At 40.4% G+C, this 14,501-nt stretch carries 10 protein-coding genes and 1 other RNA gene; 10 read left to right on the top strand and 1 reads right to left on the bottom strand.

The genetic code is table 11. The features are described from left to right. Positions 1–869: 869 nt before the first annotated feature. The 6 genes from nfsB to I6E80_RS20090 all read left to right on the top strand — a co-directional run bounded on the left by nfsB (position 870) and on the right by I6E80_RS20090 (position 9,142). Positions 870–1,538, top strand: coding sequence for an oxygen-insensitive NAD(P)H nitroreductase (gene nfsB / locus I6E80_RS20115; protein WP_197186306.1), 669 nt, complete (start codon positions 870–872; stop codon positions 1,536–1,538). 56 nt (positions 1,539–1,594) lie between these two features. Continuing rightward, positions 1,595–2,227: a putative quinol monooxygenase gene (locus tag I6E80_RS20110; RefSeq protein WP_197186305.1), complete on the top strand. Its 633-nt coding sequence runs from the start codon at positions 1,595–1,597 to the stop codon at positions 2,225–2,227. 120 nt (positions 2,228–2,347) lie between these two features. After that, positions 2,348–3,121, top strand: a complete 774-nt coding sequence (budA, locus tag I6E80_RS20105) for an acetolactate decarboxylase (protein WP_076925257.1) — start codon at positions 2,348–2,350, stop codon at positions 3,119–3,121. Positions 3,122–3,340: 219 nt separating this feature from the next. Next, positions 3,341–4,756: a TolC family protein gene (locus I6E80_RS20100; RefSeq protein WP_197186304.1), complete on the top strand. Its 1,416-nt coding sequence runs from the start codon at positions 3,341–3,343 to the stop codon at positions 4,754–4,756. Further along, positions 4,746–6,062, top strand: coding sequence for an efflux RND transporter periplasmic adaptor subunit (locus I6E80_RS20095; RefSeq protein WP_076925259.1), 1,317 nt, complete (start codon positions 4,746–4,748; stop codon positions 6,060–6,062). The genes I6E80_RS20100 and I6E80_RS20095 overlap by 11 nt, the downstream gene beginning before the upstream one ends. After that, positions 6,059–9,142: an efflux RND transporter permease subunit gene (locus I6E80_RS20090; RefSeq protein WP_024600743.1), complete on the top strand. Its 3,084-nt coding sequence runs from the start codon at positions 6,059–6,061 to the stop codon at positions 9,140–9,142. Before I6E80_RS20095 ends, I6E80_RS20090 begins: the two co-directional genes overlap by 4 nt. A 614-nt stretch (positions 9,143–9,756) precedes the next feature. Here the strand turns inward: I6E80_RS20090 and ssrS are convergent. Further along, positions 9,757–9,939: non-coding RNA, 6S RNA (gene ssrS, locus I6E80_RS20085), on the bottom strand. A gap of 193 nt (positions 9,940–10,132) precedes the next feature. Here ssrS and I6E80_RS20080 point away from each other — a divergent pair. From I6E80_RS20080 to I6E80_RS20065, 4 genes are read left to right on the top strand one after another with little or no spacing between them, the layout of a single operon-like run. Next, entirely contained in the window at positions 10,133–10,696 is a 564-nt protein-coding gene (locus I6E80_RS20080; protein ID WP_007587323.1) for a UPF0149 family protein, read from the top strand. A 39-nt stretch (positions 10,697–10,735) separates the two neighbouring features. After that, entirely contained in the window at positions 10,736–12,058 is a 1,323-nt protein-coding gene (pepP, locus tag I6E80_RS20075) for a Xaa-Pro aminopeptidase (RefSeq protein WP_197186303.1), read from the top strand. 15 nt (positions 12,059–12,073) lie between these two features. Further along, on the top strand, positions 12,074–13,261 hold the full coding sequence (gene ubiH, locus I6E80_RS20070) for a 2-octaprenyl-6-methoxyphenyl hydroxylase (RefSeq protein ID WP_197186302.1): 1,188 nt from the start codon (positions 12,074–12,076) through the stop codon (positions 13,259–13,261). Further along, positions 13,258–14,424, top strand: a complete 1,167-nt coding sequence (locus I6E80_RS20065; protein WP_197186301.1) for an FAD-dependent monooxygenase — start codon at positions 13,258–13,260, stop codon at positions 14,422–14,424. Before ubiH ends, I6E80_RS20065 begins: the two co-directional genes overlap by 4 nt. Positions 14,425–14,501: the final 77 nt, after the last annotated feature.

The following is a 14,501-nucleotide window of genomic DNA, read 5'->3' as shown; positions in this document are numbered from 1 at the left end:
TTAGCTCAGCTGGTAGAGCAACTGACTTGTAATCAGTAGGTCAACCGTTCGACTCGGTTAGTCGGCACCATTTATTTTAGGTAACTTGAAGCAACTGACTTGTAATCAGTAGTCTGTATAAGTTATCCGTTCGACTCGGTTAGTCGGCACCATTTATTTTAGGTAACTTGAAGCAACTGACTTGTAATCAGTAGTCTGTATAAGTTATCCGTTCGACTCGGTTAGTCGGCACCATTTATTTTAGGTAACTTGAAGCAACTGACTTGTAATCAGTAGTCTGTATAAGTTATCCGTTCGACTCGGTTAGTCGGCACCATTTATTTAAAGCCTCGCTTATTGCGGGGCTTTTTTGTTTTCGATTTTAGAATTTAAAATACTCATAGTTAAAAGCGAAACAACTGGCTTGTAATCAGTAGTCTGTACAAGTTATCCGTTCGACTCGGTTAGTCGGCACTATTTATTTCAGGTAACTTAAAGCAACTGACTTGTAATCAGTAGTCTGTATAAGTTATCCGTTCGACTCGGTTAGTCGGCACCATTTATTTAAAGCCTCGCTTATTGCGGGGCTTTTTTGTTTTCGATTTTAGAATTAAAAATACCCATAGTTAAAAGCGAAACAACTGGCTTGTAATCAGTAGTCTATATAAGTTACCCGTTCGGCTTAGTTAGTCGGCACCATTTATTTAAAAGCCTCGCTTATAGCGGGGCTTTTTTGTATCTGTAATTTATTCAACGTCATTATGGATAAAATGTTCCATATTAATTGGATTGTTTCTCTCTTTTTCTATTGTCGTATTTTTTGCACAATTACCTCACCGAAAAGCAAGTACCTTTGCTTATGTGTTTTCAACCCAAGATAGGGAAAGTTTATGACTCAAGATATTACTCATTACGCAAAAAATAGACAGTCAGCTAAAGCGTACAATCCAACTAAAAAGATCTCTGCTGACAATATTGAAAAAATTAAAGAGTTACTTAGATTTAGCCCTTCAAGTGTTAACTCGCAACCTTGGCATTTTATATTAGCGTCTAGTGACGAGGCTAAAGCCAAAATAGCTAAATCAACAGAGCGTTTATTCCCATTCAATAAAAAGTCAATTTTAGATGCATCACATGTACTCGTGTTTGCTAGTAAATTAGATATTGAGCAAGACTATTTATTACGTGTTTTAAATCAAGAAGAAAAAGACGGCCGTTTTGTAGCAGACCCAGTCGTGTTTAAAGAGCGTATGCATGGTGGTCGTAATATGTTTATTAATTTGCACAAACAAGATTTTAAAGACGTACAGCATTGGATGGATAAGCAAGTTTATTTAAACTTAGGCGCATTTTTATTGGGGGTATCTACCTTAGGAATTGATGCAACGCCAATGGAAGGAATTGAGGTTAACGTACTTGATGAAGAATTTGATTTACGCGAAAAGGGTTATTCAAGCTTAGTTGTTGTGCCTTTGGGATATAGCGATGATAAAAATGACTTTAATGCCACTCTTCCAAAGTCGCGTTTAGAGTATTCAGAAATTTTAACTGAAGTTTAATTTTTAATTACTGCATTGGTTTAACTGATGCGGCGCTAATCTCTTTGGAGTTAATTATGATCACGCAAATAGTTAAATTTAATATTAAAGACGAATACATAAATCAATTCAAAGCGCTGCTTGAAGATGACAAGCAAGGCGGCAAAGCCGAAACAGGCTTACTAGAAATGCGTTTATATCAAGATAAAAATGCACCTGGAGTCTTTTTTGCTTACGAGCGTTTTGAAAACCAAAACGCGGTTAATTATCACGGTGCACAGCCTTATACGCAAGCTCTATTGCAAGCATTGCCTAATATTAGCGTGTCTGCGCCAGAAGCTATGAACTTAAAAGATACAACGCCTGCACCTTTGCATAAGCGCAATCTTAAAACGCCAAATTCACAAGACGATATATTTATTATCTTCTTTATATTCAAAATTAAATTGCAGTATAGAGCACAGCTTTTAACTCAATTTGAAACTCATATTACACAAACGCGTAGTCAAGAAGAGGGCAATCTTATATTTGATTTGTACACTATTGAAGGACAAGACGACACGTTGGCTGTGTATGAGCATTGGCGCAAAGAATCAGACGTGTGGGATATTCACTTTAATCAACCATACGCAATTCAAACTGGCAAATTAATGCATAAAGCGGTAGTAGGCGACCTCGAGCAATATATGAGCTTTGTAACTGAGCTATAAATTACTTTTTGTAATTTATTAAAACGACTTCCCGTTTAGCAAATAGCAGAAGTAACGCTATTTGCTTTTTTTTGGTAGTTAAGCGAAATGCTTAGCGACCTTTTTTATTTTGGAAATAGCATGAAACTATTTTTTATCAGCGTTAGCTTTTTAGCCTTATTTACACTTAACTCAGCGGCCTTCGCAGCTCCAACTGAAAATGTAATAGAACAATATGGTTTTCCGCTTGCGTTAGTTAATCAGGTGTATACAGGCGATATTACACCTGCAGAAATGCTTAAAAAAGGTCAATTTGGATTAGGGACTGCCGATAATTTAGATGGTGAGCTTGTTGCGCTCAACGGTGTGGTTTATAAAATAGAAATTGATGGCTCATTAATTAAGGCCCCATCTAATTTAGCAGCGCCTTACATGACAATGTTTAAGTTTAATCCAAAGAAACGTATTACTTTAAAAAATGTGAGTTCGTTGGCGCTATTAGGCGAGAAACTTAAAGCAACTATGAGCTCTAAAAATAGTTTTTATGCTTATAAAATCACAGGTACATTTAACTCTTTAAAAATGGCATCTGCACAAAGAGTTAAAAACGACAGTGTGCCGCTTATGGAGTATTTAAAAACGCGAGTTATGTACACTAAGCAAAATATTAAAGGTACTTTAGTGGGGTTATATACACCAGACTACTTAGGCAATATTAGTATTCCGGGGATGCATTTTCACTTTGTATCAAACGATTACAAATTAGGTGGCCACTTAGAAGGGATTAGCTTTGATGAAGTGACTGTTGAAATTGAAGAAATAAATAAAATTAATTTAACCCTTCCTCAAGTTGAAAAATTCAGAGCTATCGAATTAAAACAAGCCTCTGTGCCTGCTGCAAATAAGCATAAGTAATAAGTTTAAAATGCATTAAATGCCAATGTTGGTTAAATACCCCATTGGCATTTTTTATTTCTAGTGTTAAAAATTGCTGATCATTTACTCACTTTTACCGTATAACTGGCTATTATGTTAGTTCATCGCTAGCTATGTAATGTTATGTAAAGTAGGTTGAGCAAAAGTTGCCAAAGTGCTTGAATTACGTTCATAAATAGCAGTAATTTAGGTTTAATTATGATTTGGCAATGCAAGCCAACCCTATTGGCAATTAGTGTGATGCTGCTTAGCGGCTGTGCGAGTGATTTGAACTCGTCGCAGCGTATGCAAGCCCCTAAGGATATGCCACAGCAATGGCAGCAAGAAGCATCAAGCTCGGTATTAAAAGTACAAGAGCAATGGCTTACACAATTACAAAATCTTACGCTTAACAAATTTGTACAACAAGCACTTAAAAACAACCAACAGCTTTTGCAAACTAGCTACGATGTAGAAATCCAAAAACAACAGCTTATAGTATCGGGCTCTGCACTTTGGCCAAGCCTTGATTTATCAACGCGTACAAGTCGCAGTAAAGACAACCGCCCAGTAAGTTATGACAACGCAAGTTCAGTTAGTTTAAACTTAACTTACGAGGTTGATTTATGGGGTAAGCTTTCTGACTCAAAGCGCGAAGCTAATCTTAACTATTTAGCGCAGCAAGCACGGTTTGAACAGGCTAAACAGCAACTCGTTGCTGATGTAGTAGCAGGTTGGTTTGATGTAGTAAGTGCACAGCAGTTGCTCGATTTATTCAAACGCCGTGAAGCCAACGCACAGCAAAGCTTGGATATTATTGAGTCAGGCTACCGCCAAGGTATAAATGAAGCTCTCGATGTATATTTAGCCCGTAATGAGCTTAATAATGAACGATCTCGCATTGCTACTCAAACGGCGAACCTATCGGCATCAGCACGTGTACTTGAGCGTTTACTAGGTGAATACCCAAAAGGTGCTATTACTGCTAGTAGCGACTTACCCGTTATTAATACCGATATTCCATTGGGCTTACCTTCAGAGCTTATAACGCGTAAACCTACTCTGCGTGCAAGTTGGTATGAGCTTCTAGCTACTGACGCTTCATTGGCGTATGCGCACAAACAACGCTTTCCAAGTTTAGACTTAACAGCAAGCTTAAGTGATAGCACTGACAGAGTAAGCGACTTGTTTTCTCCATCAAGCCTTGCATGGTCGTTATTGGGAAGTATTTCTGCGCCACTTTTTGAAGGTGGACGCTTAAAAGCGAATGAAGAAATAGCGCGTCTTAATACTCAAAAGCAAGAGCAACTTTATTTGCAAACGCTTTACGATGCATTTGGTGATGTAGAAAATGCCATTTCGCAGCAGCAGTCTCTTAAATCACAATATAGCAGCACCCTTGAAGCGCAAGAAAATGCACTTGCAGCAGAGCAGTTATCGTTTGAGCAATATCAAAGTGGCTTGGTAACTTACACTACCGTGCTTGATGCACAAGATCGCTCTTTCGATGCGCAAAGCTCCTTAATCGAAATTAAAAACCAATTAATAGCTAACAGAATTAACTTACATGTTGCCCTTGGTGGTGATTTTGCAAAGCCCTCAAGTGAACTAAAGAGCAATAACGATGAAAACTAAAACAGCAAAAATTATTATTCCAGCGGTGGTTATTGTTGCCACTATTTTAATTGTTATGTTTATCAAAGGTAATCCGCCAGAGGCCAAACGCTTTGGCTCACCTCCTAAAGCATCAATAAGTGTAGCTGCGCTTGAGCTTAAACCACAAAACTACCAAGTGATGATAGATAGCTACGGTACGGTCAAACCACGTACACAAAGTTTATTAGTTGCTCAGGCATCTGGGCAAATAATTGAAGTAAGCGATGACTTTAGAGAAGGCGGATTTTTTGAAAAAGGCGATGTCCTTTTAAAGCTAGACGATAGAGATCACCAAGCTGAAGTTAAATCTTCTCAAGCCAATTTATTAACCGCAGAGCAAGGCTTACTGGAAGAGAAAGCGCGTGGGCAACAAGCTATCACAGATTGGAAGCGTCTTGGTGGCTCAAATCAGGCAAGCAGCCTAGTACTGCGTGAACCACAACTAGCCGCAGCAGAAGCTGAAGTTTTATCTGCGCAGGCAGTACTTGAAAAAGCAATGCTTGATTTAGAGCGCACTAAAGTAACGGCGCCATACGCCGGGCGTATACTCAGCCGTAGTGTTGATTTAGGGCAAGTTGTTACTAACAATACCCAGCTTGCCACTATTTACGCAATCGATAGCGTTGAGATTCGTTTACCAATTAAAAATAAAGACCTTCCGTTTGTAAATTTACCAGAACAATATCGCGATGGTGCTAAAAACCAAGCGGGTTCAATTGTAAAATTTACCTCAGACTTAGTGGGCGAGCAAACTTGGCAAGGGCAGCTGGCACGTACTGAAGGTGCCATTGATGAAGGCGCACAACAGCTTTATGTAGTTGCTAAAATTAACGACCCATACAAAGCAACAGCTAATAACCAATACCCAATAAAAATAGGGCAATACATAAAGGCGCAAATTACCGGTAAAACAGTGTCTAACGCACTTATAATCCCTAACAGTACAATTTACCAAGGAACCTACGTTTACATTGTTGAAGAGGGCGTACTTAAGCGTAAAGACATTACACTCGCTTGGCAAAATGCGACACAAGCGATGATTAAATCAGGATTAAACCCAAATGATAAACTCGTTATTACTCCACTTGGGCAAGTGAGTTCTGGGACTCAGGTAAGGATTTTAGGAGAGCAAAGCGCAGAGCAACCTAAAAGCCGCGGAGCTAATGGGCAAGGTAAAGGAAAGCGCCCATCTCCTGAGCAGCTTGAACAAAAAGCGAAAGAGCTGGGTATTAGTGTAGATGAGCTGAAAAAACGTCGTGCAGCAAAGCAAGGAGATAAACCATGATAGCTTGGTTTGCCAAAAACCATGTTGCTGCTAACTTACTGCTAGTAACGTTGTTACTGTCGGGGCTTTTTAGTCTATCGAGTAAAATACCGCTTGAGGTATTTCCTTCATTTGAAACCGACATGATAAGTGTAAACGTGAGCTTGCGTGGTTCAACACCAGAGGACGTAGAGCAAGGCGTAACAATTCGTATAGAAGAAGCCGTGCAAGATTTAGAAGGCATTAAGCAAATATTTAGTCGCTCTTCTGAAGGTTCTGGCTCAGTAACAATAGAAGTTGAAAGCGGTTACGACCCTCGTGAGCTTTTAGCTGATATAAAAAGTCGTGTAGACGCAATTAATACTTTTCCTGCTGATGCCGAAAAGCCGATAGTAGCGCTTGCTGAGCGAATTCGTGAGGTTATAGCGGTTACAGTATCGAGTGACTACGGCGAAAAAGAAACCCGCGAATACGCAGAAACAGTACGCGATCAAATTCTACGTTTACCTAATGTGACGCAGGTAGAGCTAAGTGGTGTGCGTGATTATGAAATTGCTATAGAAGTAAGCCAGGACGTTCTTCGCCAGTACGATTTAAGCCTTGCACAAATATCGAGTGCTATTTCTAACTCAAGTTCAGATATTTCTGCTGGTAACTTAAAAACAGAAGGGGGGGACGTACTTATAAGCTCTAAAGGGCAAGCATATCGTAAAGATGAATTTGCCAATATTGTTGTTAAAAATCAAGCAGACGGCACGATTATTCGTTTAGGCGACATAGCGATAATTAAAGACGACTTTGAAGAAACACCAGTACGTACTCGTTTTAACGGTAAGCAAGCAGCATTTATCGACGTATATCGAATTGGTCCACAAAGTGCAATTACCGTTGCTGACGATGTTAAAAACTATATAAAAGAGCAACAAAGCTCAATACCACAGGGGTTTGAACTGAGCTATTGGGATGATGACTCAGAACTTGTTAAAAGCCGTATTTCGACCCTTACTACCAATGCTTTACAAGGCGGTATTTTAGTACTGGCTTTACTTACTTTGTTTTTACGCCCTGCAATTGCATTTTGGGTGTTTATTGGTATACCGGTTTCATTTATGGGCGCGTTTATAGCGATGCCTATTTTTGGTGTAACCCTTAATATTATGAGTTTATTTGGCTTTATATTGGTATTGGGGATTGTTGTTGATGACGCCATAGTTACCGGCGAAAACGTTTATACCCACCTAAAAACAGCTAAGTCGGGCGAGCAAGCTGCAATTTTAGGAACTCAAGAAGTAGCAACGCCAGTAACCTTTGGTGTATTAACTACCGTCGCTGCATTTTTACCTCTTGCCTTTATTGAAGGGGCGCGTGGTGCTTTATTTGCCCAAATACCCGTAGTAGTTATACCTGTATTACTGTTTTCATTAATTGAATCTAAATTTGTACTGCCAGCACATTTAAAATATATAAAACTGCGCCACGAAAAAGGTGAGCCTTCAAAGCTTGATGTTCTTCAACAGCGTTTTGCAGATGGATTTGAAAACGCGATTTTAAAATATTATCAACCCACTTTAAATTTAGCGCTGCGCCATAAATTGGCTTCGGTAAGCTTGTTTATTGGTGTATTTGTTATAATTTTAACCATGATCACCAGCGGTTGGACTAAGTTTGTATTTTTCCCGCGTATACCAAGCGAAACAGTCCGCGTTAACTTAACACTACCAACCGGTACACCGTTTGAAGTAACTAATAAATACGTAATTGACATGTCGCAAAAGGCGCAGCAATTACAAGAAAAATACCGCGACCCAGATACAGGTGAAAGCGTTATTTTAAATATATTAGCCACAACAGGCGGGCGTGGTGGTGTATCTAATTCAGGCTCTGTACGCTTTGAAATTACACCAGCTGAAAAGCGTGAATCAGATATAGGATCACGAGAACTTGCCAGCGAATGGCGCGATTTAATAGGTGTCATCCCAGGCGCTGAAAGTTTAACGTTTAGAGCCGAAATTGGCCGAAGTTCAGACCCAATTGATGTTCAGCTTAGCGGTACTTCGTTGACTATTTTACAAGACGTGGCTGATCATATTAAAACCCGTTTATCGACCTACCCAACAGTATTTGATATTGCTGATAGTATGTCTGACGGTAAAGAAGAGTTACAAATAGAGCTTACACAACAAGGTTTAGCGCTGGGCTTAAATAGAGTTAATGTAGCAGGGCAAGTACGTAACTCGTTCTTTGGCTCGCAGGCACAACGTATTCAGCGAGGCCGGGACGATGTACGTGTAATGGTGCGCCTACCTATAGACGAGCGCCGCTCTGTAGCCGATTTACAAAACATACTTATAAATACACCTGATGGTGGCTCTGTGCCTTTATCGCATGTGGCAACACTTACTGCTGGGCAAAGTCCATCAACTATTAATCGAATAGATCGTTACCGCACATTAAACGTAACAGCAGATATCGAAAAAAATAACACCAACATGACAATACTTCAGGCTGACCTAACGGAGTATTTAGATGAATTAATGCAGCAATATCCTGGAGTAGATTACAAGCTAGAAGGTGAGGCTAAAGAGCAACGAGAGTCGTTTGGTTCGTTGGCTTGGGCACTTGTGTTTGTGTTCTTCATTATATATGCATTACTAGCTATACCGCTCAAATCTTACTTACAGCCAATTATAGTAATGAGTGTAATTCCATTTGGCATGATAGGTGCTGTAGTAGGGCATTGGATTATGGGCATGGACTTAACTATTATGAGCTTACTCGGTATGCTTGCGCTAACCGGGGTGGTAGTAAATGACTCGCTTGTACTAGTTGATTTTATTAATAAAAAGCGCAGTGAAGGTGGAAAAGTTCTCGATGCTATAAAAATTGCAGGTGCATCGCGTTTTCGCCCTGTAATGCTAACTAGTTTAACGACCTTTATTGGCTTAATGCCATTACTGTTTGAAAAAGCGACTCAAGCACAGTTTTTAATACCAATGGCGGTGAGCTTAGGGTTTGGGATTATTTTTGCAACTTTCATTACTCTATTACTAGTACCAATAAACTACATGCTAATGGAGCGTTTTCAAGGTTGGTTTAAATAATACCAACCTGCATAAATCTTTGATCAATTTAACGAATTAAATTGCACTATAACGTCGTTAAAAATTTTTTATTTAGAACAACTAGATATAAAAATTTTTGCCTAGGGCGTGTTGACCTTTCGTGGGTGAATTTGCAGCAGTATGTTTGGTTTTTAGGCAAGGCAGAGCCTATGTAGTGTGGTTATTCCCCACGAATAGGCGATAACGCCGCATAAATACCAAACATGCGCTGCCCTTTGGGTTCTTTCTAGGGACGATCAACTCTTTGTTGCTCGGTTTTTACTTAGCCCACTAGGTTACAAACCTCGCGCCGCGATTTAATCGTCCCTAGATTGAACAAATTTCAATCCACAAAGATCAACACGCCCTAGTTCTAGCGTAATTTTCTTAACGTTAAATAGACCTCATATATAAGCAGATTGATATAACTTCACTCTAATACGTGATTATTAAAGCTGTAGGTAAGCAATTACCTGCGGCTTTTTTATAAGCTAAAAAGTAATATTAGACAATTGAAGATAAGTGAATAAAAAATTTAGATAAATATAAGAATAAACAGGAAGGTTAATTTCTTTTTTGATAAAGCCTTTTAAAGGCGAGGGTTTGCTAAAAAGGTGTTCCCCAAGATATGGTACCCGGTTTCAGTCCTGAAACCAGAAGGTCTCAGGGCGGAAATCTGCGGTTTACCGTAGGCTTCTCGGTACATGCCAAGCTTGCACAATAGTAGACGAACAGAAATCCTGGTATAAAATTTATCGGCTCAGGGACTTAACCAAGCTCCGATATCCCAGGGAACAATTTAAGTATATAAGACATAATCCAATCCTTAAACCCCAAACGCAAAAAATTAAACCGTTCGCTTAGTTTTTCCGCACCTTTAACTCGTCATTTACTTTATCGCATGGTTTTTGAGCTTGATCATACAATTAATTGGAGTTGCTTTTTATCGAGTGGTAGCATTGCCTTAACTTGCAAAGCGAAGATTCGATTATGAACGATTTACCCGATTACGAAAAAGCTCAACTGCTTTTAGAAAAAAACGAAATATTTGTATCACCTGCCGAAGCGCATGGTGTGATTAGTGGTTTACTTGCGTGTGGTTTAACCATTGACGACAAAGAATACTTAGGTCTTTTGAGCGATGTGTTTAACGATGGTGAATCGTTTAGTAACGATTTAAAGCAGTTTTTTGGCACTATTTATAAGCAAGTAGTCGCAAGCTTTAATGATGATGAATTTCAGTTTGATTTATTTTTACCAAGCGACGACGAAACACTCATCGATCAGGCTAATGGTCTCGTATCATGGGTAGCAGGTTTTATGCTTGGTTTTGGTTTAAAGCAAAAAGACTACGGTAAGCTATCAAGCGATGTTAAAGAAGTTATTACTGACTTTAGCGAAATCACTCGCCTAGATACCACTTTTGAAGAAACCGAAGAAGACAGCCAAGCGCTGCACGAAGTGATTGAATATGTGCGCGTATCAGCACTACTTTGTTTTGCAGAGCTTGGTAAAGAGCAGAGCACGCAAAGCACTAAAAAAACACTTCATTAGGCATTCACTTTAAAAAAAAGTAAAACGGGTTGGTTAATAATGGTTGAAGTACAAAAGTCAGAATTTAAAGCACGCCGCGAGCGTTTAATTGCTCAAATGGATGAAAATAGCGTTGCTATTATTCCCGCTGCGAGCGAAGTGACGCGTAGCCGCGATACCGAATATGCATTTAGACAAGATAGCGACTTTTTTTACTTAACTGGCTTTAACGAACCCGACGCCGTACTCGTACTATGTAACAACAGCGATGCACCCAGTACTTTATTTTGCCTAGATAAAGATAAGCTTGCAGAAATTTGGCATGGCCGCAGAGTTGGCTTTGATAAAGCTAAAAGTGACTACTTGTTTGATGAAGCTTACCCGCTAAGTGAATTGAACGATAAGCTACTGGATATGCTAAATGCAAAAAATGCGATCTATTTTGCACAAGGTGCTTATTTTTCATTTGATACCAAAGTATTTTCGTTACTAGGTACACTTCGAAATGGCTCTCGAAAAGGACTCAAAGCACCGAGTACTTTAAAAGAAATACGTGGCCTTATTCACGAAATGCGTTTGTTTAAATCGCCAAGTGAGATAGATGTTATGCGAGAAGGCTGTGAAATTAGTGCACGAGGGCACATGCGTGCCATGCGTTATTCGCATGCGGGTGCCACAGAGTATCAGCTAGAAGCAGAGCTACATCATCATTATGCTATTAATGGCGCTCCACATCCTGCGTACGGCACAATTGTTGGTAGTGGCGACAACGCCAATATTTTACATTACACACAAAATAGCGACGTATTAAAAAATGGCGACCTAGTACTTATAGACTCTGGTTGTGAACTGCAAGGTTATGCCGCCGATATTACCCGTACTTTTCCAGTAAATGGACAATTTAGCGAAGAGCAAGCCGCGCTTTATAATATTGTTCTTAAAGCGCAAGAAGTTGCCTTTGATGAAGTAAAACCAGGTGGTTACATGTCGCATGCTAATAAACGTGCAATGGAAGTAATGACCCAAGGTTTACTCGATTTAGGTATTTTAACCGGCGACTTTGACGAGCTAATGGCAAAAGGCGCGTGTAAAGAATATTACATGCACGGGCTTGGGCATTGGCTTGGTTTAGATGTACATGATGTTGGCGATTACAAAGTAAATAACGTTGAGCGTGCATTTGAACCCGGCATGGTACTCACCATAGAGCCAGGGCTTTATATAAGCGAAGACTCAAGCGCACCGCAAAAATATAAAGGCATTGGTATCCGTATCGAAGATAACTTGCTAGTTACCGAAACCGGCCATGAAAACTTGACCCTAAGCGTGCCTAAAAAAATTAGCGATATAGAAGCACTTATGCAAAGTGCTAAAAACGTATAAAGCTCGGAGAGTAAAGTGGCTAAGCAGTTTGATGTAGTTATTATTGGCGGTGGTTTAGCGGGAGCAAGCTGCGCATTAAGTGTGGCTAAAACTAATCCCGCGTTAAATATTGCCGTTGTAGAAGCGAATCAAGTAACCGGCGACTACCACCCAAGCTTTGACGACAGAAGCATTGCACTTGCTCAGCAATCGGTAGAGTATTTACAAAGCCTCAATTTATTTGAGCAAAATGCCCCTTACACTGCAGCAATCAAAAAAGTGAGCGTGTCTGATAGAGGCCACTTTGGCAAAGCGCACATTAATTGCGACGAATTTGCTAAGCCCTCACTTGGTTACGTAGTAGAAGTAAATCCATTTGGCCGAGCGCTTCACCTACGTTTAACGCAGTCAAATATTACGCTTATGTGCCCCGATAGCGTAACTGCCATTGAGCAAACTTTGCATAGCAATACACTCACTCTACAAAGTGGCGAGCAATTAAATGCAGCACTATTGGTTATTGCTGATGGCGCACAATCACCAACACGCAATTTACTCGGGCTTGGTTTTAATACCCAGCCTTATGAACAAGGCGCTATTATTGCTAATGTAGAAGTGGCTGGTGGGCATAATAATCATGCATTTGAGCGCTTTACACAAAACGGGCCTATGGCGTTATTACCCATGAGCAATAACCGTTATTCGTTAGTATGGTGTATGCGTCAAGATCAGATTGAACAACACATGGCACTTAATGAGCAAGACTTTATAAGTGTACTGCAAAGCGCGTTTGGTTATCGCGGAGGTCAATTTACTAAAGTAGGCATGCGCACGAGTTACCCGCTCGTTTACGGGCAAGTCGAGTCTTTGACTGCGCACCGTACAGTGGTTATTGGTAATGCTGCACATGCTATTCATCCTATTGCAGGGCAAGGTTTTAATTTAGGCCTTCGCGACGTGCAAGTACTTAGTAATTTAATAGCAAACAGCCAACACGATTTAGGCAGCTATGCGTTTACACGTGAATATTCAAAAAAGCGCAGTGATGATATAAAAACCGTAATGAGTTTAACTGATGCACTTGTCAGGCTTTTTTCGAACTCATCGCGAGTGCTCGCATTGGGGCGCAGCATTGGATTGTTTTCGATGGATTTATTTCCCGTATTAAAAGCGCCATTAGCCAAGCAGTTAATGGGGCAAGTTAAACAAGGTAGGCGTTTATGAAGCAAGCACAGGTTTGTATTGTAGGTGGCGGCTGCGTAGGGCTGACACTGGCACTTGGATTGGCAAAAGCCGATATAAGCGTCGTTGTGATTGACGCTACATCAACACAAGCACCACCAACTGACGAATATGGTTTACGTGTAAGTGCGCTGAGCATTGCAAGCCAAACCTTGCTTGAGCAATTAAATGTATGGCCCGAAATTATTGCACAACGAGCGTGCGCTTATACACATATGGACGTACGTGATGCCGACAGCTTTGGTAAAATAGCGTTTAACAACGAGCAACTTGAGCTTGAACATTTAGGCCACATTGTTGAAAACGATATTATTCGCTATGCACTTGTAAAAGAGCTAGAGCAACAACCAAGCGCCACACTAATGTTTGATACCGAGTATCAGCAAATACACCAAAGTGAGTCCGACGTATTTATAACCCTTAAAAGCGGCGAGCCTATTATTGCAAAACTGCTGGTGGCCGCTGATGGGGCAAATTCAGCTATACGTAAACAATTTAATATGGCGCTTAGCTTTAAAGATTACGACCACCACGCGCTAGTTGCTACGGTTAAAACCAAAGAGCCACATGCAAACACCGCGCGCCAAGTGTTTTTACCAACAGGGCCACTGGCGTTTTTACCATTAAGCGATGCCAACACCCATTCAATTGTGTGGTCTACCAGCCCAAACCACTGCGATGAACTCCTTGCAATGGACGACAGTGCCTTTAATAAAGCTGTTATGGCTGCAATAGATGGCCAATGCGGGCTATGTGAAGTGCAAAGTGCGCGCGCAGCTTTCCCACTTAAAATGCGCTACGCCCAACAATGGGTTTCAGGCAAAGTGGTACTCATTGGCGATGCTGCACATACAATCCACCCACTTGCAGGGCTTGGTATGAACCTAGGCCTAAAAGATGCGGCTTATTTAATTGAGCTTTTAACAAGCGATAGTAAGGAGTTTGCAAGCACCCGCACACTTCGTGATTACGAGCGCACCCGCAAGCTCGACGCGCAAAAGCACATAGCCATGATGCAAGGGCTCAAAGAGTTATTTGAAGGTGCAAACCCGGTTAAAAAACTTATCCGTGGAGTAGGGCTTTCACTCGTTGATAACCTAGGCCCAATAAAGCATCTATTCGCCAAAGAAGCGATTGGTAAGTAACGTAGATACCATCTCTTCTAATCAGCCTCAAGCTTTCTTTAAATAGCTTGGGGCTGATATTCAGTTTGATTCTTCAC

The organism is Pseudoalteromonas sp. NSLLW218, assembly GCF_015864775.1.
Classification (GTDB): domain Bacteria; phylum Pseudomonadota; class Gammaproteobacteria; order Enterobacterales; family Alteromonadaceae; genus Pseudoalteromonas.
This window is presented reverse-complemented; position numbering and strand designations above follow the sequence as displayed.

Excerpts from the sequence above, each read along its gene's own strand:
- nfsB (WP_197186306.1), top strand. The coding sequence starts at position 870 with ATGACTCAAGATATTACTCATTACGCAAAAAATAGACAGTCAGCTAAA.
- I6E80_RS20110 (WP_197186305.1), top strand. The coding sequence starts at position 1,595 with ATGATCACGCAAATAGTTAAATTTAATATTAAAGACGAATACATAAAT.
- budA (WP_076925257.1), top strand. The coding sequence starts at position 2,348 with ATGAAACTATTTTTTATCAGCGTTAGCTTTTTAGCCTTATTTACACTT.
- I6E80_RS20100 (WP_197186304.1), top strand. The coding sequence starts at position 3,341 with ATGATTTGGCAATGCAAGCCAACCCTATTGGCAATTAGTGTGATGCTG.
- I6E80_RS20095 (WP_076925259.1), top strand. The coding sequence starts at position 4,746 with ATGAAAACTAAAACAGCAAAAATTATTATTCCAGCGGTGGTTATTGTT.
- I6E80_RS20090 (WP_024600743.1), top strand. The coding sequence starts at position 6,059 with ATGATAGCTTGGTTTGCCAAAAACCATGTTGCTGCTAACTTACTGCTA.
- I6E80_RS20080 (WP_007587323.1), top strand. The coding sequence starts at position 10,133 with ATGAACGATTTACCCGATTACGAAAAAGCTCAACTGCTTTTAGAAAAA.
- pepP (WP_197186303.1), top strand. The coding sequence starts at position 10,736 with ATGGTTGAAGTACAAAAGTCAGAATTTAAAGCACGCCGCGAGCGTTTA.
- I6E80_RS20065 (WP_197186301.1), top strand. The coding sequence starts at position 13,258 with ATGAAGCAAGCACAGGTTTGTATTGTAGGTGGCGGCTGCGTAGGGCTG.